Source organism: Limosilactobacillus portuensis (assembly GCF_014838735.1).
In the GTDB taxonomy this organism is placed as follows: Bacteria; Bacillota; Bacilli; order Lactobacillales; family Lactobacillaceae; genus Limosilactobacillus; species Limosilactobacillus portuensis.
Window position 1 is genome coordinate 24,342 of the sequence record NZ_JABUXQ010000009.1, and the last position, 19,812, is coordinate 44,153.

The following is a 19,812-nucleotide window of genomic DNA, read 5'->3' on the forward strand; positions in this document are numbered from 1 at the left end:
AGCATAATATAGCTAATTGTAATCGCTGTCAATACATTTTAGGAAATCGTTTTCATAAAATCACCAATTAACCAACAACAAATCGCCGAGTTTGCGACTATGTCATTTTTGGATAACCAAGAGAACATTATCTTTATTGGCAGTCCTGGTGTAGGCAAAACCCACCTATCCATTGGACTCGGCATTGAAGCATGCCGACAAGGCGTACGCACATTATTTATAAATTGTCATGAATTAATTCTTAGATTAGAGGCAGCTCAAGAAAAGCAACATTTAGAGCGCGTAATGCGTCGATATGAAAGGTATGATCTATTGATCATTGATGAGTTAGGCTATCTACCAGTATCGGCGAATGAAGCCAAACTATTATTTCAACTAATAAATGGCCGCTATGAACGTAAATCAACGATCATAACGACCAATGTACCATTATCAAGTTGGGGAACCGTTCTCAATAGCACGGCGACGGCAGAAGCTATCTTAGACCGTCTTGTCTATCATTCACATGTGATTAAGATCAAGGGAAAGTCATATCGTTTAGCATCGTTCAATTCTTAAACCGCCCAAATCATACATTTTTAAACCGCCATAAAATGACAATTTAAAACCGCCCTTGACAACCGGTAAAGTCTCGTTTAGGAACCAATGTCCGCACAAAGTCATCACACAGCCGGTAAAGGTTAGACTGAAGCATCGGGGCACTTGCAACAACGAATGGTGAAGTAGCTTGATCCAGCAGGACATCATCCACTTCATCAATAATAACGTAATGGTACGGCCGTAAGTATTGACCATCCTTATTGGCTGCTAAGTTATTGAATAAGTAGTCAAAGGCCAGGTTACTAGCGGTCGTATAGAGAATATCTGAGTTATACCATTGCCGCTTTTCTTCTGGGCGAACCTTTCGCTCAGGATCATCCTTCGGGAACCCGGTACTTACTGTTAGTCCCATCCATTCATAAACGGGCGCCAACTGTTCTTCATCACGTTGCGCCAAGTAAGCGTTCGGTGTAACTAGGATTGCGCCCCCTTGCCACTCAGCGCATTCAGGTATAGCGCAAGGGTCGCGGTTAACGTTTTTCCCTTCACCGGTTTTCATTTCAGCGATGTACCCCTGATTAAGGACAATTGCCCCCATTACCTGAGCATCATACGGGAACATCTTTAGCACCCGTAAATCGGCCTCACGCATAGCTGCAAAAGCACGAGGAAGAATTTGGTCAACAGTTTTACCGTCAGCCAATTGCTTTTGGAGAATCTTAGTTTGTGACTTTAATTCCTCATCACTCATCTTGCGCATCTTGGGAGCCCATTTATTGACTTTCCGCAGTTGGCGCTTAATTTGGTGACGTTCAAAAGCATCAAGAATCATTTAACTTTCACCCCTCCCCATAATCCATTGATTGCGTGAGTAATTGTAATAATCCAGTCCGGATCAACTAAGTTAGCCGTACTCCACTCGGGAATATCACGACTGGCGTAAATTTCATAGTCAATATGCAATTTGTCATCCTGACTTTCTTCCGTCAGTAGCAGCTGTGTCTTGGGACTAGCCTGGTGAACCTTCCGTAAGACCTTATCTAGGTCAGCAGATGTACTAATTAAGTGTGCATAAAGCTGGTTTTTCTGTTCAATCCAATGAACAATTGCGTCAGCCAGGTCACCATCATACTGCCACCCAATACTGATGATCTGTAAAGGCAAGCCATTGAGCATCTTGCTAACCGTTTCCCAGGTTTTCTTCACCCGCTTTGGATCATGCATTACGACAATATTAACCGGCTGATCAGAATCTGAATTAACTGGCTTGTGGAACCATAAATCATTGTGAACACTACGGGGAAGCTTAGCCGGACAAATTTCAAGCCGTTTAAATTGTAGGCTAGTACACCCCGTATTTACGAGACTAACTTCGTAATGAACGGCCCCCTCTGGAAACGTAAATGCCTTTTCAAGGTTATGAAATTCAAGCCGACTAATTTCATCCCCCTGTCCATTAAAGAAGACGATTCGGGTAAAGAAACCCTGTGCTGGCTCGGACGACGCCTTAATTGAAATTCGGTAGCGCTGGTTAATTCGTAACAATGGTAATTGGGGAACAATCTTATTCGCCTGAAAATTATAGACGGAGCCCCACTTAATAATATCCTTCCCGGGGACCATTAACGGATTATTAAAGTCCACTTCCTTTTTGGCGGAAATCGTTACTTTGGACCCGTTATAGTAGGTATTCCACGATGGTCCCCAATATACTTGGTTAATATAATTCTGCATCTTATTAGCCCTTCCTGCCAAAATCGTTTTGCATTAGTTCCTTTAGTCGACTGACAAACCAGCTAACAACTTCTGGATCGTCATTGTGTCGTCCAGGGAAACCCTTATAAATAAACTGCCGCGCTTTCTTTACCGCACGATTGTTTGATAGATCATGATATGCCAAATTATCGTAGTCATCATCTTTCATGTAAGCGATAAATAACTTCGTATTCGTCAGGTCACATTCAGTAAAGTCTTCCCAGAATGTTTGGTCAATCATATTTAGATCGGCAATGCTTAATTTCTTCGTTAATTGTGAATCAATATCAAAAATCGTATCAAATTCATCTGGACGGTGAAGACGACCACGTAACGCGACGTAACCCAGGTTAGTAATTGGCTTAGAAACAATGATTGCATGAGCTGACAATTCCGCACCATACTTTAGTGCCGGATAAGTTCCCATTGAAATCCCATTCATTACTAACTGATCCTTGGTGAATCCCAGCTCTTTCAAGTGGGTCATGATCTTTTCTTTGATTAACTCTGAAATTTTAGCGCCGGTGTAGAACTGACCAACTTCAAGCCGGGGATCCGTAAACAGGAGGGATGGGGCATGGACACTTCTGAATAGCGGGTAAGCTTCAAACCCTTCCAATTCACGGGCACCAGAAAAGTAAACATTTAGCGGTGGCTTTAGATCGCCAGGATTAAAGTAAACGCCAACCTCTTCTCTTGTTTGTGGATCAACTAGCCGATCTCCACCAACAATATAATGACCAACACCTCGTCGTGACCAACGAAGGTGCAGGTTACCAAGAATCAGTACCCCTTGACCACGAGCCTCTAACTGAACATTGGTTAACCGACCAACTTCAAGCGGCTCAAGCGGCAAATCTTGTTCATCTGAAGTATCCATATCAAGAATAAATGACTTAGCGGGATCACCATCTCCACCTAGCGAACTGTAAAATGCCCGCAACCGAAGATGTAAGTCATCAGTATTTTGGTGTTCAAGCCAAAACTTAATTACTCGATTTGGGTCAACGTAAAGAGATGGCCGATAATTACCTAACGAACGCCACTCCTCCTTTGTATCAACATTCAGAATCAGGTGACCCTCATCATGGAACTGCATTTCTTGAACATACCGATCATTAAGCATCAGGCTTTGTGGTGAAATCCGCATCCCCGATTGACCAAAGTAATACTTACTAGGCAAGGTATTAATTAGTGCTTGCGGCTCCTCATTAATTGGCTTGGCTAGTTGGAGACGGAGATATGTTTGCCCCGCAAGACTAATTTGTTCCTTAGCTTCCGGAACATAAAGGACAGTGTAAGGATCAGATAACCACTGCAGCTTTGCCCAATCTTCATCACTCAACTGGGTTGCTCCAGTAATAATAACAACCGTATAGCGGTGTGGCTTTTCCTCTTTTATCGGTCGCGGATAAGCATTATATTCCCACTTAACATCTTTCGGAATCGCGTAATTTACTGACCAATCGCTTGGCCCTAGTTGAAGGACATTCATTAACTCTCACCTCACTTTGCAGTAACTCGTTGCCAAACCTTCAGCATATTCTCTTCTGAATACTGGTTAAGCATTTGAACATCATACGTTAGCGCCATATTCCAATTCTTCAAGCTATCCATGTAGTAACTTAAAGCTACTGGCAGCTGAAGCATATTCTCACAAACAAAGCCATTTTTCCGATCAACAATAGCAGCTGTTCCAACTTGACGAATTTGCGGAATTCCAACATTGATTGTTGCCATTTGAAGGAAACTATCCGGATGTTCTCCCCAGTCAATAACGAGGCGAATCTTATCCAAGGCACTCATCACATCATTATTGTTTGTCCAGCGATGAACCCGAATTTCTAGTTCAGGTGTTTGATCATCTTCATCAGGAAGGGATCGTTTTAGCATTGGTTTTTCTGGCTTTAACTTAAATTCTCCTGGGTGGGCAGCCTTAAGTTCTTCAATCATCTGGTTTGCCAACTGCTCTTTTTCGCTAGTATAGGCAAACATGTATAAAGCCTCTCCCTTAGGATTCTTGAGGAGTCGTTGGTAAACTAGTTCGATAATCGGCCGCAGCATGTTGGGATCAACATCTTCCACGAAGACACCGATCCGTTGCTGACTAATCCGCTGACTGTGTCCCAATTTGAACTGGGACGGAAATAGAGGAATTACCCCCGTCTGGATGGCAACCACGTATGATTTTTTTAACATTGCAGACGTTTCTTCTGAATCGACAAGGACCCCTTGATTAGCCTCCCCACGTAATACTTGGAGCGTTTTTTGGAAGGGATGCCAGCCACTGACTGAATAAACCGGCCGCAATTTAGCAAAGGTTTCATTTTTAACCAAGGAATGATCGTCCATCGTTACGATTAAGTTATCTTCTTTATGAAGATGGGCAAGGAATTGAGTCTCCACGATCTCGGAAACCAAATCTGTCAACCGTGAATATTGAAGTTGCTTAGTAAAGCGTGGCAAATCAGCATTGATTTCTACTTCATTGCTTTGCAAGTGATGTTTGAAGCGCCAATGTCCCTGCTCATCATAATAGGTGTGGAGAACTGGACGTCGATTATCTAGTTGCCTTTCACGAGAAATAAAACCGCGACTGTCAAAATCAAGGATGCGGTTGATCCTTCCATGTTGATCGTAGTACTCAACGGTAAGGATTTTCCCTTGATTATCAAATGTTACCTTAGCGTAAAGCTTATCTTTACGGATCGCATATACCCGAAAGGCCGTGTAGTTAAAGCTAATATCATCCGGCCAGTTAAGATCATTCACATCAATAATTCGACTGGCAAAGTGATTAACCCCCTGTAAATAATCAAACACAGAAAAAATCTTTGAAGGTGCTAACGCCATTTCGTTTAGTTTTGTCATTAGCTGGGGCTGGTAATCAGTTATTACTAGTCCTGCTTTATTCTGGGTATTTTGTAACAATTGCATGTGACTCGTTGCATCATCAAAAGCAATCTTCGGGACAGTTGTCGCCCAGTCTTCCATTAATTCATGCCAAGCTGGTACCAAGTAATCCAAGTTTATCCCTCTTTCTTCATTAACTTCTCGTAACGACTTGGGAACAGCAATGTCAATAATTGATCCTTAATCCCAGTCATAAACATAACCAACATAACAATGTTCATTGGAATAACAGCAAAGCCAGCAAATTTCCCCAATAGCTGGTTGCCAAGCAATCCTAGTGTCAATTGAATGGCGTTCAGAAGCGCTCCCCAGAATGAGACCCGTAATAACTTTTGTTTCAAGTATTCTTGAGTTGGCTTCCCTGGTCGGATTCCGAGAACGTAATTGTTGCTGTTCCGCAGCTGCTTTGCCTGTTCCTTCGGGTTAAATTGCATAAATGCAAAAAAGTAGAATAACCCAAATGCTAATAATCCACTAATAATGGCATCAAAGTATACATTGGCAAAGATTGAATCTCTACCGAGAAGACTCCCGATCATTGTTGGGAACATCAGCAAAGCCATCCCAATCATGTACGTCATCATCGCTCCCGAGTTGAGTCCAATTGGCACAATAATCGGTTTGGCGCTACTTGGCATTGATGTATTAATCGTCTTAACCGGGTAATAGGCATGACCAAAGGCATTCCAGAAAATAATTGCGAGAATTCCGACAAGAATTAAGGCAACGATCCAGAATGCTGGGTGACCTAAAGTAGTAATTCCCTGAACGGCCTTTTTAAGGTTTGGCAGCGACATCGTAACCATGTTAAAAAGAACGATCGTGATCGTCCCGCCAATACCAAATTCCATGTTCATGTACCCCATCCAGACAACGAACAAGCTACCAGCCGTTAAAATAATTATTACGGCAATCGCTTGCAGGATATCTGAAGTTAGGTGAAGACCAATAACCAGGGTAATGGCCTGAATCAACGTTAAGATTAAGGTCACAAACTGTTGAACCACCATCATCTGGCGCATTGATAAAGAATCCAGACTAAAAAGCTTCATCATCATTAAAAGTTGCATAATCAGCATTGCAATCATCAGCGGGTTTAGTCCGATCATGAACAACGATAGCTTCTGGAAGTTAGCCCCACTCATGAAGCTAACAACGCTCAACGGCGTATTGTTTAACAAATGATGAAACGACTTGGTAAACCGTGCAAACGGAACTGGAATTGACGATCCGAGCATGTAAACCAGTAATGTAAGCAACGTCACCGCAACCCGACGACGCAAATTAGACAACTGAGATGTTTTTCGCATTTTTCACACGCTTTCAAATATATTTCTAGAAATACAGAAATAGTGGTTTTGCTCTTAACGAACTTTCCCCAACAAATAATTAAAATTTGACCACTAAATCTTGCTAACATCTTAATTTTAATGCAAATAGATCATAAATAAAACACTTATTACCATATAAACAAAATTCATGACAAACTAAAAGAGGTCAGGGATTGACTCCAACCTCTTTACTATTTAAAGCTAATAATGTCACGGCTTATTTTTTGCGATCATTCTTAATTTAAAATCAACATCTTGGTACTCATGGTACATTCCGGCATTCAAGTATGCTTTTCGGCATCTCTTTAACCGTTTGATATAAATTTTCTCTAGGATCCGCGGATCGTAGCCTAAAATGTGAAGAAAAGTAATCTCCTCCTCCAGGCTCCGCAATGGTCGAATGTCTTCTTGGTTTTTGCGATGCGAGAGTCCCTCTTGATTAAGACGATAAATATAATCCTCGTCATCTAAGTAAACAATTTTGCTAGCCTGAAGGTACGTTTTCCAAGTTGTAAATTCATCATCAATTTGGGTATCTTCTGGGCAAAAAATTTGTTTAAGAACTTCTCGTTGAAAAAGTTTTCCCCAAAGAACAGTATAAATTAATTGAAAGAAATCATCCCTGTTAGCATAAGCAAAATCAAACCATTCCCGTGGGGTGAAGGTATGCTGACTAACCTTATGTTCTGGCATGTGAACAAGTAGATGACCATTCCCCTTATAATACTGAAAGTCACTTATTGCGATCTGGCTCCCAGTTGATTTCAAGGCCTCAAATAACTCCTCTAAATAATTAGGCATTACATAATCATCGCTGTCCACAAAAGTAATGAAATTTCCCGCAGCAATATCCATTCCATAATTCCGCGCCTTGCTAACACCTTGATTTGACTGATGGAATACCCGAACTCGTGAATCCAATTCCTGATAATGAGTGCAAATTGCAAGTGAGCGATCCGTTGACCCATCATCGACCAAAATTAGTTCAAGGTTCTGATACGTTTGTTTCAATATACTTTGAATACATTGAGCTAAATACTGTTCGGTGTTATAGACTGAAACAATAACTGATATTTGATCTTCTTTCATCATTATTTACCCAGCATTACTAATCATAAAAAGCCTTAAAAACCGCTTCAGTCAATGCTCGTTTTACAAAGTAGCCTCCACGAATCAGCTTTGCAAAGTCATCAATTGAGTTAACCATTTGATCGTACTCCGCGGTCGCCATTGTTTGAACTCGTTCGATTGCTTCGGGAAGCGAATCAGCAATAATTCCCAAGTTTTTTTCCTCAATAACGTCACGAGCAGGGGTTCCGCTATTGATAATGACTGGTAGTCCAGCAGCTAAATAGGTTGATAGCTTAAATGAGCAATTATGCTTCATATATTCAAGCCAGTAAGGATCCCCAGACCAAATTAGACCAAAGCCCCCTGTCTGGCGAATATCATTTAATAAAGCGATATCGGGCATACTGCCAACAAACTCAATATTACGACCGACTCCCCAATCTTTTGGTGATGTAAAGACCCGGAGCTTAACGTCTGGATTAAACCAGGTTCCACCAAAGCCAAATTTATTTGGATTAGTTGGGTCGCCAGCAAAGTTAATGATTGGAGCATAGTGAGGCTTTTCCTTCCCTAGCTCGCTGTCAACTATATGGTCCCACATCTTTTGGATAACAACTTTTTTAACAGTTAAGCCATGCTGACGTAAAAGATCAACCATGGATTGAGATGGGGCAATGATCACATCAGCCATGTTGTAATACCTAATCCACTTATCCAACAAGTATCGATTACTCTTCCACATTAATGGAATCACATCATGGATAAAAATAATCCGCTTTAACCCATCATAAATCAGGGTTCGTTCAAGAAATGCCGTATCCCATTCAACTGAATTCCAGGATGGCGATTGAAAAATGATCACATCACCCATTTCGACTCCCGCTAACATCCCATCAAAGCGAGAAATTAGTGAACTCTTGCTCTCATTTTTGTCCTGATACTGAAAAACACCAAGTTCACGAAAGCCAAGTTCTCTTGTCGCAATGTCCGTTACCATATTCTGGGCCAGTCTGGCCACCCCAATCATATGGTGCGTGTTGGTAATGTGTACTCTCAAATTATCCATCCTTCTTTCTAAAACCAATTATAGCAGACTTAATCTTTTTTATAAAAAAAGCTCCAGCATTTTAAGCCTAAATGCGTGGAGCTTTGTTCTGATATATGTTCAATCATTATCTAATATAAAACGAAATGACTATTCTGAGAAATTTAAGCACGAGTGTTCTCAACAGCTGTAACAAGCTGATCCATCGTCTGGCTACCAAAAATGACAGGTTCATCGTTAATCATTGTTGCAGGGACACTCATGATGTTCTTAGCTTTCCGTAATTCTGGGAAGTGTTGTAGGTCAATCATCGTTGCCGTAATCTTTGGATTTAATGCAGCCATTCGTTGACATGCAGCGACAACATCAGGACAGAAATGACAGGTTAGTGAAACACCAATCTTAATGGTTGCTTCAGGAAGTGCTTTAATCCGTTCAACCATTTCCGGTGAAATCGTTTGTCCAGGTCCCGCAACATTATAGATGCCTAAAACGAGAGAGTTTAATTCATGACCTGTCGGAATTCCTGCATAGTGAAGTCCAGTATCATTACCATTAGCATCAAGCAACCGTAATTGTGGCAGATACTTAACATCTTGCGGGGCAGCTTGCTTCTCAATCTTCATATGTTCCTCATCCAAGCTGGCAAATTCCGTTACAAAGCCAAGCAACTGGTCGCTTAATGGTGTCCCGTTAGCTAAGACTTGTAAAGTAACGGTCCTTGTCAAGCTGGCAAAGATTGGCTTCAATTGTTGATCAATATCTGCAGATAACCAATTACCAGTGTGCGGAGTAACTTCCTCTTGATTATCAAGAGAAGAGGTTTGACCGACTGTCTTGGTTGGCTGTTTAATTTCTGCATGAATTGGAATCCCAAGCCGCTGTTTTTGATCAGCAATATACTTTTCGGCAGCTGTAGCAGCTTCAGCGCCGTCAGCAGTAGCCGTTACTATTTGTCGAAGCGACTTTTCAATAATATCACCAGCCGCAAAGACGCCCGGAATGTTTGTCTGTCGTTGACTATCAGTAATAATATAACCTTGCTGATTAAGATTAATGACTCCTTCAAGGTTCTTTGTTGCTGGTTGAGTCCCAATATAGATAAAGACACCAAAGGTTTGGTCACCATCATTAAGGTGGTAAACTGTCTTTTCACCGGTCTTATTATTAACCAGAGTGGCTTCGGTTAAGTAATCATCACCAGAAACACTTTCTACCTCAGTATTATACTTAACGCTAACCTTTGGATTATCCAATGCCCGAGATGCGATCAATGGCGGACAGGTAAAGTGATCACCCCGAACTAAAACGGTAACGTGTTTCCCGTAACGACTTAGGTAGTCAGCTTCTTCCGCAGCGGCATAGCCACCACCAACGACGAAAATCTGCAGACCAGTGAAAAGCTCACCATCACAAGTTGAACAGTAGGCAACACCTCGGCCACGGAACTTTTCTTCACCAGGGAAGCCAACCTTTCTTGGGTTAGCCCCACCAGAAATGATAATGCTCCGGGCCTGATACTGCTGACCATTAGCATCAGTTACGGTTTTAACGTCAGCGGTTAAATTATCGTACTTGGCAACTTCAGCATGTTTGATTTCAACACCGAAATCCGCAACCTGCTTTTGCATTTTATTCATCAATTCAGTGCCGTCAACCTCTGCTACCCCGGGATAGTTATAAACAACGGATGTCGTCGTTACTTGACCGCCAACACTATTCCCCTCAAGAATTAGCGTATCAAGAGTTGCCCGACCAGCATAAAGGCCAGCCGTCAATCCGGCTGGGCCGGCACCAACGATGATCAAATCATAGATATGCTCACTCATCGGTGTTTCCTCCTATAAATTAAAGCTTACCAACAAGGTCAAGGCTTGGCTTAATTGAGTCTTGGCCTGGCTTCCAATTTGCAGGGCAGACACGATCACCATGTTCACGAACAAATTGAGCAGCTTGAAGTGTCCGCAGAATTTCATCAGCGCTACGACCAATTCCCATGTTGTTAATTGTGTAAGATTGGATCTTACCATCAGGATCAACGATGAAGACACCACGGTAAGCTTGACCAGCGTCTTCGTCCAAAACATCAAACATCCGGGCAAGCTTACCAGCAGGATCAGCTAACATGTTGTACTTGATCTTGCCAATCTTTTCTGATGCTTCAGCCCATGCCTTGTGGACAAATTCAGTATCTTCTGAAACTGAGTAAATATCAGCATCAGCCTTCTTAAAGTCATCATATTTATCTTGGAGAGCTTCAAGTTCTGTTGGGCAAACAAATGAGAAGTCAGCTGGGTAGAAGAAGAAGATGCTCCACTTGCCCAAAACATCATTCTTAGTAACTTCCTTAGTCTTACCATCTTGGTATGCGTTTACCTTAAAATCATCAATTTCGTGGCCAATAAAATTCATCATAATAATCTCTCCTTAATTTAGAATCATTCTTAACTACATCTTTAGTATAACTAATTTAAATTTAAGATCAAGTCTAAATTAGAATTATTTTAAATAAAATATTTTAAACTAAAAAATAAACAACCTAAGATTAGTTCAGAACGAAAAACAATCGTTCTGAACTAATCTTAGGTTGTTTATAATGACTCCTTAATATAGACAAACCTCTTAAACCAACAAATTTGCTGATTCAAGAGGTTATATCATACTCTCTATCTAAATTAAATTCTTATTTACTTAACTATTACAGACAATAGTATAGCACATGATCGTGATCATGTTAACAATGATTTAGTTGGATAATAGTATTATGTTCTCGGCAGCTGAATTGAAATGTGCGCAGTGAGAGCTAACATGTCCTACTGCAACTGAGTCGAAATATGCTCGCCACGACAGCCACCTCCGTCTAAATAGTCCAGGCTTGATTGTAAGAACTTCCTTAGTACTCGGTGGCTAATTCGTCGTGGCTCGCACTCTATTTCTACTACCAACTAGCCTTCTTAACACCAGGGATTTGGCCTTTGTGGGCAAGTTCACGGAAAGTTAGCCGGGACATGCCGAATTTACGCATATAAGCATGAGGACGACCATCATAACGGTCACGATTGTGCAGACGAACAGCACTTGAATTACGTGGTAACTTGGACAAAGCGATGTAGTCTCCCTGTGCCTTTAATTGCTTCCGCTTTTCAGCATACTTCTTTACTAATGCTTCTTGGTGCTTCAACTTAGCAATCTTTGACTTTTTTGCCATAAATTAAAGATCTCCTTTGTATTCATATTATTTGTGGATAAGCTATTAATAACAAAACGAACGAAATATTAACAAACTAATGGTTAAGGCCCGTATTGAATTTTCCGATTAGTTTAGGCTAATATTTTCAAGCGACTGTAACAGCATAACGTGCTCTCATCAGCTTATAGCGATAATGAGAACCCGCGTCATTAATCAACATTTGCGAACAATTCATTAAATATTATTATACTAACTTTTTGTAAGACTTACAAGAAAAAAGTCTGACTAATTTTGACCAAGACGTTTACAGTAATCTAAATACTGAGCAGCATAACCGTACTTTTGATTCAGCCGAGTTAATTTTTCGGGATCATGAGTATACGCCCTTCCGGTATGCATCATCAGATCGTACAGTTCAACATAGGGAACGGCAGACTGATCAGCAATTACCTGTTCTGCCTTTCGGTCATAACCAACATGACGGAAATTGACGGATGCCATTCCGAGATCATCAACCTCAATTACCAAGTAATGAGCCCGCATATCGCGATGCAGTTTATCCCAACCATTAAATGGCTCACCAACAGCCCCAGGATTCATGACAATTCGTTCGTCACTTGCATACCGCATAATCTCATGGTGGACATGGGCATAGATCGCAACATCAATTGGCGGATTAGCTGGGGTAAACACCTGATCAAAATTCTTAGTTGATTGGGTTGGAAAAAGATCCTGACCCATATTTAACCACGGTAGATTATGGGAAATACCGAAATTCAGGGGACCAACCTTCTTGGTAATATGAAGAGGCCAATTTGCTATCTCATCAACCATCCCTCGTGGAGCGCTTTGACCAACATACTGGGCTAACCGAGCAAAGTAAATATGAGATGGGTAATTAACATCAATTTTCCCCCGAACGCCATTAACTACCAGATCGTCCCAGTTTCCCCGAACGATTACACTTGGATTAATGATCTTAAGTAACCGCCAGATTTCACTAACACTCGGCCCTGGCATTAACAGGTCGCCCACAAACCAATATTGATCAACGTGTTGTTGACGACTATCACGGTACATTGCACGCATTGCACTTAGGTTTCCGTGAACGTCTGAAAAAACTGCAATCCTCGTTTTCATTGAGTCCGCTCCTTCTCCTAAAATTTACACTTCACCGATAATTGTACCAAAGAATTCGTTAAAGAAGCAGCAATTGATTTGACACCTCATGGTAAACTATTTTAGTAATCTTAAAAAGTAAAGGAGTAATAGTGTGAATCAAAATGGCGAAGTAAGCCCACAGATCCGAAAAATTATTACAATCGTATTGCTCGGCTCATGTTTTATTAGTTTAGCAAGTCAGACAATGATGGTAACAGCCCTCCCCGTTATTCAGGAGGATCTTCACGTTTCATTAAATGCAGTCCAATGGTTAACAACTGGCTACACCCTGATTATTGGGATTGTGACCCCGCTCTCATCAAACATGTACGAAAAGTTTACTAATCGACATGTCTTTATTGGAATTATTGGAACTTTCCTTATCGGGACATTAGTAGGCTGTTTTGCCAGTAATTTTGCAAGCCTTTTAATTGCACGGTTGATCCAGGCCTGTGCCAGTGGGATGCTAATGACCTTTCAAATGACGACAATGATTTCAATTTATCCAATTGAAAAGCGCGGATCAATTCTTGGTCTTTCAAGCCTTGTTATTTCTGCCGCCCCAGCCCTTGGTCCAACGATTTCTGGATTGATCCTTGAGTTTCTTTCATGGCGCTGGTTATTCATCCTTGTCCTGCCACTAATGATTCTGGCCTTTATTATTGGCTATTTGAAATTGCCTAACTTCTCCACCCCACGACCAATCAAGATCGACTACATTTCCGTGATCATCTCATTAATTGGTTCTGGATTAGCCTTAGGAAGTTTAACCGTTTTCCAAATCAATTTTTGGTGCGGTCTGGTAATGTTAATTAGCGGTTTCATTGTCATTGGAGGTTTTGTCAAACGACAGCTTCACTTAAAGAATCCAATGCTGAAAGTTCAAATTTTTACTTACCCATCCTTTCGCTGGATGACGATTGTCGGTGTATTTACTTTTATGGTTCTTTTAGGGACTGAACAGTTAATCCCAATTTATACAGAAAAGATTATTGGAATGGGCAGTTTCCTCTCTGGATTAATTCTGCTTCCTGGAGCAATTGCCAATGCCATTACCGCGTCAATTGTTGGTCGACTCTATGATCAGTATGGCCCAAAATGGCTGATTACGATCGGAGCAGTTATTATGCTGCTTGCTTCGATTCCACTGGTTCTCGTTAACCGCCATTCGTCCATCACTCTCCTTACCCTAACCTACATGCTCCGAATGATTGGGAATGCCTTTGTCTTTAGCCCGGCACTTTCGGAAGCATTTTCTAACTTGAACCAGGAGGAGAATAGTCACGGTACAGCGCTAAACAACACTCTTCGACAAGTTTTCGGGGCTGTCTCAGTTACTCTCTGTGTGGTTATTGCCAACACACCAGCTTCATTAGTAACCGGGATCCGCTATGGAATGTGGGCAACCGTCATCATGGTTGTTCTCATGATCCTTAGTTTCTACCGTTATTTACGAATCAAGAAAGCTGAACAAAATTAGCTTCTTTCCCGGGAACTTGCTATACTCGTAATTACTACAATTAAAAAGGAGTAAATATTTATATGGATTCTGAGCTATCTCCCCTGTGGCGCAAAACATTCTATTCATTGTGGATTGGCTGTTTTATAACCGGGATGGGATTCTCAATGACAATGCCATTCGTTTCACTATTTATCAATGAACTTGGTAACTTTTCAAAATTTCAATTAAATTTCTACTCAGGATTAGCATTCGGTGCCACCTTTGTTAGTCAGGCAATTGTTTCACCACTTTGGGGGGGAGTTTAGCCGACCAAAAAGGGCGGAAATTAATGTGTATGCGGGCCTCTGGGGTAATGGCCTGTACAATCTTTATCACTGGACTTTCACAGTCAGCGTGGATGATTATTGGAATGCGATTTTTACAGGGTGCTTTCTCTGGATACATTAATAACGCGGCGGCCCTCATTGCTGGTGAAACTCCTCACAGCAAGTCTGGTTGGGCAATGTCAGCAATCTCAACCGCCGGGATTGCCGGAAACCTTGTTGGACCGCTACTTGGTGGAGTTCTTTCAGGAGCATTCGGCTACCGGGTCCCCTTCTTCATTACTGGTTTTTTGATGTTCTGTGTCTTTCTAAGCACGACATTCCTAGTTAAGGAACGACATTTCAAACCGATTAAGAAAGAAAAGATGCGACCAATTAGGGAAGTTATGGCTGAAATTCCTAACCGCAAGCTAATTTTCGTTACTTTCCTAACGACGCTTATCGTTATGGCATCGTCAATGTCAATTAGCCCAATTATTAGTTTGTACGTCCGTCAATTAATGCATAACCATGGCAACATTGCCTTTGTTGCTGGGATTGTTGCCGCAACTCCGGGATTAGGGACCCTCATTGCTGCCTCAAAAGTTGGTCACACGATGGACGAAATCGGCCCAGAAAAGGTCCTACGAATCGGACTAATTACTGCCTTTATCCTGTTCATCCCAATGACTTTTACCCATTCACCATGGTCACTAGCTTTTTGGCGCTTTCTTCTTGGTTTAGCCAATGCAGCATTAATGCCTGCTGCCCAGACCGTCTTAACACTGAATGTGCCAACGGAAGCCTTTGGTCGGGTCTTCAGCATTAACCAGTCATTCCAAGCTGGTGGAGCTGTTTTTGGTTCACTTCTGGGCTCGATCATCTCTGGACTATCCTCATACCCGATGGTCTTCGCGATTACCGGACTAACACTATTAATTAATTTTATCTTGATTGTACTAGTACAACCAAAGAAACCAGCTACTAACAAGAAAGGTTATTAGTATGACAAAAACAAATCACCTCAAAAACGAATCTGAAGTTAACGAAATGTTTACCAGAGTTGCTCCCAATTATGACAAGCTTAACAATATTATTAGTCTTGCGACACAAAAACTCTGGCGAAAAAAGCTTTTAGCTGGTTTAGAATTCAAACCGGGAATTAAGGCTCTTGATGTATGTTGTGGAACCGGAGATTTAGCAATTGCACTGGCTAACCGGCTACCCCAAGGACGCGTTACCGGTGTTGACTTTAATGCTGCAATGTTAAAAATTGCTGAGAAAAAAGCCAAGGCAATCCCGAATCTCATCCTGATTAATGGAAATGCAATGGCCCTCCCATTAGAAGATGAGTCATTTGATATTGTTACGATTGGCTTTGGCTTACGGAACGTTCCAGATGCAGATAAAGCATTAAGCGAAATTTATCGGGTATTAAAGCCTGGTGGACAATTAGGAGTCCTGGAGATGTCACAGCCGACCAATTCACTGATTAAGGTTGGTTGGGAAGCTTACTTTAAAGCATTCCCTTACTTGGCCAAACTTGCTGGTGGCCACGTTAAAGATTACCAGTACCTCAAAAAAACAAGCCAGCAATTTGTTTCAGCTGATCAATTAGCTAGAATGATGGCTGATGCCGGATTTAAGGCCGTCAACTATTCATCACTTAATTTTGGTGCTGCAGCGATTCATTTTGGAATTAAAGAATGAACAAACTACGAATTAGACTCAGTAAATTACTGGTAATAGTTAAGGACCAGGAAGAAACAACTTGTTTCTTCCTGGTCCTTTTCTTCGTTTACTAGCTTATTGGGTTAGGACAATGGAATAGAGATGTGCACAGTAGCTGATTGACTTCTTTCATCAACAAGTTGATAGCAAGAAGTCTAATCAGCCTTGCGAGGGTTCACAGACAAAAATAAGTTTTCTGGTTCACTCCTTCGTCACGACCGCCACCTCCGATGCAACATAGCTAAGATCTGCTTGCCAGGAACTTGCTAGAGCCAGCAACCTCCAGCTTTCTAATACAGCTGAGTAGAAATGTGCTCGCCCTAACGTTCTAGACAACATAGTCAAAACGTGCTCAGCCTAAGCTCCCTCAAGATAACGTTCTACTGCTACAGAGCCTAGATCTGCTCGCCAGGAACTTGCTAGAGCCAGCAACCTCCTTCCTAGGCGCAAAACGCCTTCGTCAGGAGAAATTGCTGACTTTCCGCAAGTTCTTTGCTGGCTCGCACTCTAACTCTATAACACTCCCACCCCATATGTTATTACTTGGGCGAGGGAGCCGACGAGGAGAATTTTAACAGCACAGGGGAAGGTGCGCTTTTTGACCTGTTCGTGATACAGAAGCTTTGTCTGTTTGATAACAAACGGAATAATCAATAGAGTAAGCAACATCGTCCAAGGAGCCAAGCAGGCCATGACAGCGGTAATAATTGCTAAAAAGGCAATAACATTTTTAGTAGTAAAACTATTTAGCCCCTGCTGAACACCAATAAAATGGATAATGGTATGACGGTGGTTATCTTCATCTTCTTGAGCATCACAAATATTATTAGCAAGCATCAGGTTTGAAATCCACAGTTCACACGGCAAAGCCACTAACCAAATCTTGATTAAGTTAGTCCAGCTCCAATCAAAGTTACCAGTTTTATTAATATAAACCGAAATCAGCATAATCATAAAGCCCATCGTAAAACCGGAAAAGAATTCACCGACCGGTAACCCGTTCATCGGGAATGGACCTGACGAATATAAAATTCCCACAGCAAAACAGAAAATTCCCATCCAAAGCAGCGGCAACCCAACCCGGGTAACAAGGTAAATTCCCAATCCAGCAGCGACAATACTAAAAATAAGAATCAAGGCTAAGACAAGTTTGGGAGAAATCTTTTCCCGGCCAATAATATTAGTATTTTTCTTGTAATCCTCAGTATCAACCGCATGATTATAATCATTATAATTATCCATCATATCAACGGCCATATTAAAGAGGATCATCGCAATAAAAAAGAGGATTGAGTTAATGAGGTTAAATGAGTGGTAATAATAAACACTCATGCAGACCCCGAGAAGCATCGGGAGGATACTAGCAGTTTTGGCTTTAATCTCAACTAACTCTAAAAAGACATCTAATGACACATTCATACTTCCCATTCATTTAAAAATATTGTTACAATATGATAGTACACCAATACAAAGGAATTATCATTCAATGGACAAACATTATTTCCGTAGTGACCCACAGCTTAATAACGCACTTCAGGAAGTCAATCACCTGATTAATCAGCGAATAACCGTTAATAATACTGATTTGCAGGCGGCACTAAAACAAATGGCTTCAAAGGGTGGCAAGTATCTCCGCCCTGCTTTCTGCCTAACTTTTGCTCGATTAGGTGGTAAGGATAGTTGGAACAGTTCTAAGTTAATAAAAATTGCCTCCTCATTAGAAATCCTCCACATGGCAACCCTGATTCATGACGATGTGATTGACGACTCCCCTGAACGACGGGGAGCGCCAAGCATTCAAAAAGCTTTCGGCAAGGATACAGCGGTATATAGTGGTGATTTACTATTTACCGTCTTTTTCGATTTATTAGTTGAAACCATGGAGAGTTCACCTTATCTGGCAACGAACGCTCAAGCAATGCGCAAGATTCTCGCTGGTGAGCTGGGGCAAATGAACCAACGCTATCGCCAACAATCACTTCTTGAGTATTATCGGAATATTAACGGCAAAACAGCTACCCTTTTTAGTTTGGCTGCTCAAGAAGGAGCATATTTTGGCGGTGCCGATGCTAAAACCGTTCACCTCGCTAAACACATCGGGCAAAATATCGGGATTACCTTCCAAATTCTGGATGACATGTTGGACTATACTACCAATAAAAAATTAAATAAGCCAATTCTTGAAGACCTCGCTACTGGTGTTTATTCCCTGCCACTTCTCCTAGTCTTAAAAGAGCACTATGAAGAACTTAACCCATACTTGGCAAAAAAGCAGGACATGACAGCCGAAGATACTCAAGCGGTTCAACGATTAGTTAACCAGTATGGCGGTGTTAAGCAAGCCCATGAACTGGCTGGTAAGTTTACTAATAAATCATTACAATTAATTGATAAATTACCAACAAGTCCTACTCAGAAACTTCTTAAAAAAGTAACCACCCAACTCTTGAACCGCTCAATGTAAAAATAAGGAAGTTAAGCTAAATTGAAACGTCAAGTATACATTTTATATCTTCTTACCATGGCCCTATTAGCGGTTATTTCGGTTCTATTAATCGCATTTGACTTTGCTCATGAGCTTAATATCAATAATGAACCTTTCAAGGCAGTTAATGATGGAATCCTGGTTATTTTTACAATTGATTACTTTACCCGGTTTTACCTTGCAAAGGATAAGAAAAAGTTCTTCAAGCATAATATTTTTGATCTGCTTTCAATTATCCCCGTTAATGGTCTTGCATGGATTTTCCGGTGGAATCGGGTTAGTCGAGTTTTCACTTTCTTACGAATCGTTCGGCTAATTGGATTAACTGGGCGGTTAAATCGGTTTATCGAGAAGGATGGTCTTCTGTACTACCTTTATGTAACTTGCGCGGTCCTTCTGATTTCTGCTTCGATGTACAGCATCTCTGAAGGTACTCATTTTTCCACCGCTCTTTGGTGGGCAATTACTACGGCCTCAACAGTTGGTTATGGTGATATTTCACCTACCACCACGATCGGCCGCATTGCTGGTGTCCTATTAATGCTCGTGGGAATTGGGTTAATCGGGGTTATTACCAGTACAATTACCGATTATTTCTCCCAAGAAGACAATAACCAAATCCAAGATAAATTAGACCAGATTGAAAGAGAAAACCAGGAATTGCGCAAAGAATTGCAAGAGTTAAATGAACACTTGAATCACCTTACTAAATGATCAGCATCAACTGATCATTTTTTAAATTATTTTTTCTTAGAATAATTTTGCATATATTCATCTAGATCAATACCATTCTTTATGTTAACCGGTTAGCATAGAGCTGAAATTA

The 19,812-nt window shown here is 41.2% G+C and carries 16 protein-coding genes and 2 pseudogenes; 6 read left to right on the forward strand and 12 right to left on the reverse strand.

The features are described from left to right. Positions 1-66 precede the first annotated feature (66 nt). Positions 67-558 (forward strand): annotated as a pseudogene (gene istB / locus HUK49_RS04165) (IS21-like element helper ATPase IstB); the annotation flags it as partial. Positions 559-601: 43 nt separating this feature from the next. Here istB and HUK49_RS04170 read toward each other — a convergent pair. From HUK49_RS04170 to HUK49_RS04220, 11 genes are all read right to left on the reverse strand, one after another. Continuing rightward, complete coding sequence (locus tag HUK49_RS04170; protein WP_191912770.1) at positions 602-1,372, reverse strand: DEAD/DEAH box helicase; 771 nt, start codon at positions 1,370-1,372, stop codon at positions 602-604. Beyond that, positions 1,369-2,274 carry an accessory Sec system protein Asp3 gene (asp3, locus tag HUK49_RS04175; RefSeq protein WP_191912771.1) on the reverse strand — a complete coding sequence of 302 codons (906 nt, stop codon included), beginning with the start codon at positions 2,272-2,274 and terminating at the stop codon, positions 1,369-1,371. The genes HUK49_RS04170 and asp3 overlap by 4 nt, the downstream gene beginning before the upstream one ends. A 4-nt stretch (positions 2,275-2,278) precedes the next feature. After that, positions 2,279-3,790: an accessory Sec system protein Asp2 gene (asp2, locus tag HUK49_RS04180; RefSeq protein WP_191912772.1), complete on the reverse strand. Its 1,512-nt coding sequence runs from the start codon at positions 3,788-3,790 to the stop codon at positions 2,279-2,281. A gap of 11 nt (positions 3,791-3,801) precedes the next feature. Next, on the reverse strand, positions 3,802-5,322 hold the full coding sequence (asp1, locus tag HUK49_RS04185; protein ID WP_191912773.1) for an accessory Sec system protein Asp1: 1,521 nt from the start codon (positions 5,320-5,322) through the stop codon (positions 3,802-3,804). Positions 5,323-5,324: 2 nt separating this feature from the next. Next, entirely contained in the window at positions 5,325-6,518 is a 1,194-nt protein-coding gene (secY2, locus tag HUK49_RS04190) for an accessory Sec system protein translocase subunit SecY2 (RefSeq protein WP_191912774.1), read from the reverse strand. Between the two features lie 231 nt (positions 6,519-6,749). Next, positions 6,750-7,631, reverse strand: a complete 882-nt coding sequence (locus HUK49_RS04195) for a glycosyltransferase family 2 protein (protein WP_191912775.1) — start codon at positions 7,629-7,631, stop codon at positions 6,750-6,752. Between the two features lie 16 nt (positions 7,632-7,647). Continuing rightward, a complete protein-coding gene (locus tag HUK49_RS04200; protein WP_328797256.1) occupies positions 7,648-8,676 on the reverse strand; it encodes a sugar transferase in 1,029 nt (342 codons plus the stop codon). A 143-nt stretch (positions 8,677-8,819) separates the two neighbouring features. Next, on the reverse strand, positions 8,820-10,484 hold the full coding sequence (locus tag HUK49_RS04205; RefSeq protein WP_191912777.1) for an FAD-dependent oxidoreductase: 1,665 nt from the start codon (positions 10,482-10,484) through the stop codon (positions 8,820-8,822). Positions 10,485-10,503: 19 nt separating this feature from the next. Next, positions 10,504-11,067, reverse strand: a complete 564-nt coding sequence (ahpC, locus tag HUK49_RS04210) for an alkyl hydroperoxide reductase subunit C (RefSeq protein WP_040531529.1) — start codon at positions 11,065-11,067, stop codon at positions 10,504-10,506. 526 nt (positions 11,068-11,593) lie between these two features. Further along, positions 11,594-11,863: a 30S ribosomal protein S14 gene (gene rpsN, locus HUK49_RS04215; RefSeq protein ID WP_102169229.1), complete on the reverse strand. Its 270-nt coding sequence runs from the start codon at positions 11,861-11,863 to the stop codon at positions 11,594-11,596. A gap of 267 nt (positions 11,864-12,130) precedes the next feature. Continuing rightward, entirely contained in the window at positions 12,131-12,985 is an 855-nt protein-coding gene (locus HUK49_RS04220; RefSeq protein ID WP_191912778.1) for a metallophosphoesterase family protein, read from the reverse strand. A gap of 133 nt (positions 12,986-13,118) precedes the next feature. Here HUK49_RS04220 and HUK49_RS04225 point away from each other — a divergent pair, with 133 nt between their 5' ends. The 3 genes and pseudogenes from HUK49_RS04225 (at position 13,119) to ubiE (ending at position 16,480) form a co-directional block, all read left to right on the forward strand. Then, positions 13,119-14,486 (forward strand): MFS transporter, encoded by a 1,368-nt coding sequence (locus tag HUK49_RS04225; RefSeq protein WP_191912779.1) that lies wholly within the window; start codon positions 13,119-13,121, stop codon positions 14,484-14,486. A gap of 62 nt (positions 14,487-14,548) precedes the next feature. Beyond that, positions 14,549-15,774, forward strand: a pseudogene (locus HUK49_RS04230) (MFS transporter). Between the two features lies 1 nt (position 15,775). Then, positions 15,776-16,480, forward strand: a complete 705-nt coding sequence (ubiE, locus tag HUK49_RS04235; RefSeq protein WP_191912780.1) for a bifunctional demethylmenaquinone methyltransferase/2-methoxy-6-polyprenyl-1,4-benzoquinol methylase UbiE — start codon at positions 15,776-15,778, stop codon at positions 16,478-16,480. 534 nt (positions 16,481-17,014) lie between these two features. Here ubiE and HUK49_RS04240 read toward each other — a convergent pair. Further along, on the reverse strand, positions 17,015-17,914 hold the full coding sequence (locus tag HUK49_RS04240) for a prenyltransferase (RefSeq protein ID WP_191912800.1): 900 nt from the start codon (positions 17,912-17,914) through the stop codon (positions 17,015-17,017). Positions 17,915-17,987: 73 nt separating this feature from the next. Here HUK49_RS04240 and HUK49_RS04245 point away from each other — a divergent pair, with 73 nt between their 5' ends. Together HUK49_RS04245 and HUK49_RS04250 are read left to right on the forward strand one after the other, a co-directional pair. Next, complete coding sequence (locus tag HUK49_RS04245; protein ID WP_191912781.1) at positions 17,988-18,965, forward strand: polyprenyl synthetase family protein; 978 nt, start codon at positions 17,988-17,990, stop codon at positions 18,963-18,965. A gap of 21 nt (positions 18,966-18,986) precedes the next feature. Next, positions 18,987-19,700: an ion transporter gene (locus HUK49_RS04250; protein WP_413230863.1), complete on the forward strand. Its 714-nt coding sequence runs from the start codon at positions 18,987-18,989 to the stop codon at positions 19,698-19,700. Positions 19,701-19,812: the final 112 nt, after the last annotated feature.

Bases quoted from the DNA above. Each gene is read 5' to 3' on its own strand.
- HUK49_RS04200 (WP_328797256.1), bottom strand. From the start codon at position 8,676: ATGGATAATTTGAGAGTACACATTACCAACACGCACCATATGATTGGG.
- HUK49_RS04245 (WP_191912781.1), top strand. From the start codon at position 17,988: ATGGACAAACATTATTTCCGTAGTGACCCACAGCTTAATAACGCACTT.
- HUK49_RS04170 (WP_191912770.1), bottom strand. From the start codon at position 1,372: ATGATTCTTGATGCTTTTGAACGTCACCAAATTAAGCGCCAACTGCGG.
- HUK49_RS04205 (WP_191912777.1), bottom strand. From the start codon at position 10,484: ATGAGTGAGCATATCTATGATTTGATCATCGTTGGTGCCGGCCCAGCC.
- secY2 (WP_191912774.1), bottom strand. From the start codon at position 6,518: ATGCGAAAAACATCTCAGTTGTCTAATTTGCGTCGTCGGGTTGCGGTG.
- HUK49_RS04195 (WP_191912775.1), bottom strand. From the start codon at position 7,631: ATGATGAAAGAAGATCAAATATCAGTTATTGTTTCAGTCTATAACACC.
- ahpC (WP_040531529.1), bottom strand. From the start codon at position 11,067: ATGAATTTTATTGGCCACGAAATTGATGATTTTAAGGTAAACGCATAC.
- asp3 (WP_191912771.1), bottom strand. From the start codon at position 2,274: ATGCAGAATTATATTAACCAAGTATATTGGGGACCATCGTGGAATACC.
- asp2 (WP_191912772.1), bottom strand. From the start codon at position 3,790: ATGAATGTCCTTCAACTAGGGCCAAGCGATTGGTCAGTAAATTACGCG.
- HUK49_RS04220 (WP_191912778.1), bottom strand. From the start codon at position 12,985: ATGAAAACGAGGATTGCAGTTTTTTCAGACGTTCACGGAAACCTAAGT.
- rpsN (WP_102169229.1), bottom strand. From the start codon at position 11,863: ATGGCAAAAAAGTCAAAGATTGCTAAGTTGAAGCACCAAGAAGCATTA.
- ubiE (WP_191912780.1), top strand. From the start codon at position 15,776: ATGACAAAAACAAATCACCTCAAAAACGAATCTGAAGTTAACGAAATG.